Source organism: Edwardsiella sp. A.80236 (assembly GCF_044540725.1).
Taxonomy (GTDB): Bacteria; Pseudomonadota; Gammaproteobacteria; order Enterobacterales; family Enterobacteriaceae; genus Edwardsiella; species Edwardsiella tarda.
In genome coordinates, this window is the sequence record NZ_JBIUCY010000062.1 from 1 (window position 1) to 957 (window position 957).

A 957-nucleotide genomic window follows, 5' to 3' on the forward strand; every position below is an offset into this window, starting at 1 on the left:
GGCTCTGTTGCAAAGATTGGCGGCAGTCAGAGGTAGGCTGTCGCTCTGCGCCGATCAGGCGGCTGCTGCGAAATGGTGGTTGAGCATGCCCATGGCCTCCGTCAGCGCCGAGGGCCCAATGCCAAAAGCTCTCTCCACAAGGCGCACCTCGCCCCTGATGCCGGGCTGCAGGCACCAGGGGCGAGCCTGTCCTTTGCGCAGGGCTCGCATGACTTCGAATCCCTTGATCGTGGCATAGGCCGTGGGGATCGATTTGAAACCGCGCACCGGCTTGATCAGTATCTTGAGCTTTCCGTGATCGGCCTCGATCACGTTATTGAGATACTTCACCTGCCGGTGGGCCGTCTCCCGGTCCAGCTTTCCTTCGCGCTTCAATTCGGTGATCGCTGCACCATAGCTCGGCGCTTTGTCGGTATTGAGCGTGGCAGGCTTTTCCCAGTGCTTCAGGCCTCGCAGGGCCTTGCCCAGGAACCGCTTCGCTGCCTTGGCGCTGCGGGTCGGCGACAGGTAGAAATCGATCGTGTCGCCCCGCTTGTCGACTGCCCGGTACAGGTAGGTCCACTTGCCCCGCACCTTGACGTAGGTTTCATCCAGGCGCCAGCTCGGATCAAAGCCACGCCGCCAGAACCAGCGCAGCCGCTTCTCCATCTCCGGGGCGTAGCACTGGACCCAGCGATAGATCGTCGTATGGTCGACCGAAATGCCGCGTTCCGCCAGCATTTCCTCAAGGTCGCGATAGCTGATCGGATAGCGACAATACCAGCGCACCGCCCACAGGATCACATCACCCTGGAAATGGCGCCACTTGAAATCCGTCATCGTTCCGTCCGTCCAATCTCCGCCAAGCATGCTCAAGCTTCACGATTTTTGCAACAGAGCCCACACGAGTATTGAGCATAGTCGAGATTGGTGCAGATCACTTCTGATATTGAACTGTCAGGAGCTGGCTGCACAACA

Annotated in this window: 1 protein-coding gene; it reads right to left on the bottom strand. The window is 59.5% G+C overall.

The features are described 5' to 3' along the window. Nucleotides 1-54 precede the first annotated feature (54 nt). Nucleotides 55-819: an IS6-like element IS6100 family transposase gene (locus ACEQFP_RS17475; protein ID WP_001389365.1), complete on the bottom strand. Its 765-nt coding sequence runs from the start codon at nt 817-819 to the stop codon at nt 55-57. Nucleotides 820-957 lie beyond the last annotated feature (138 nt).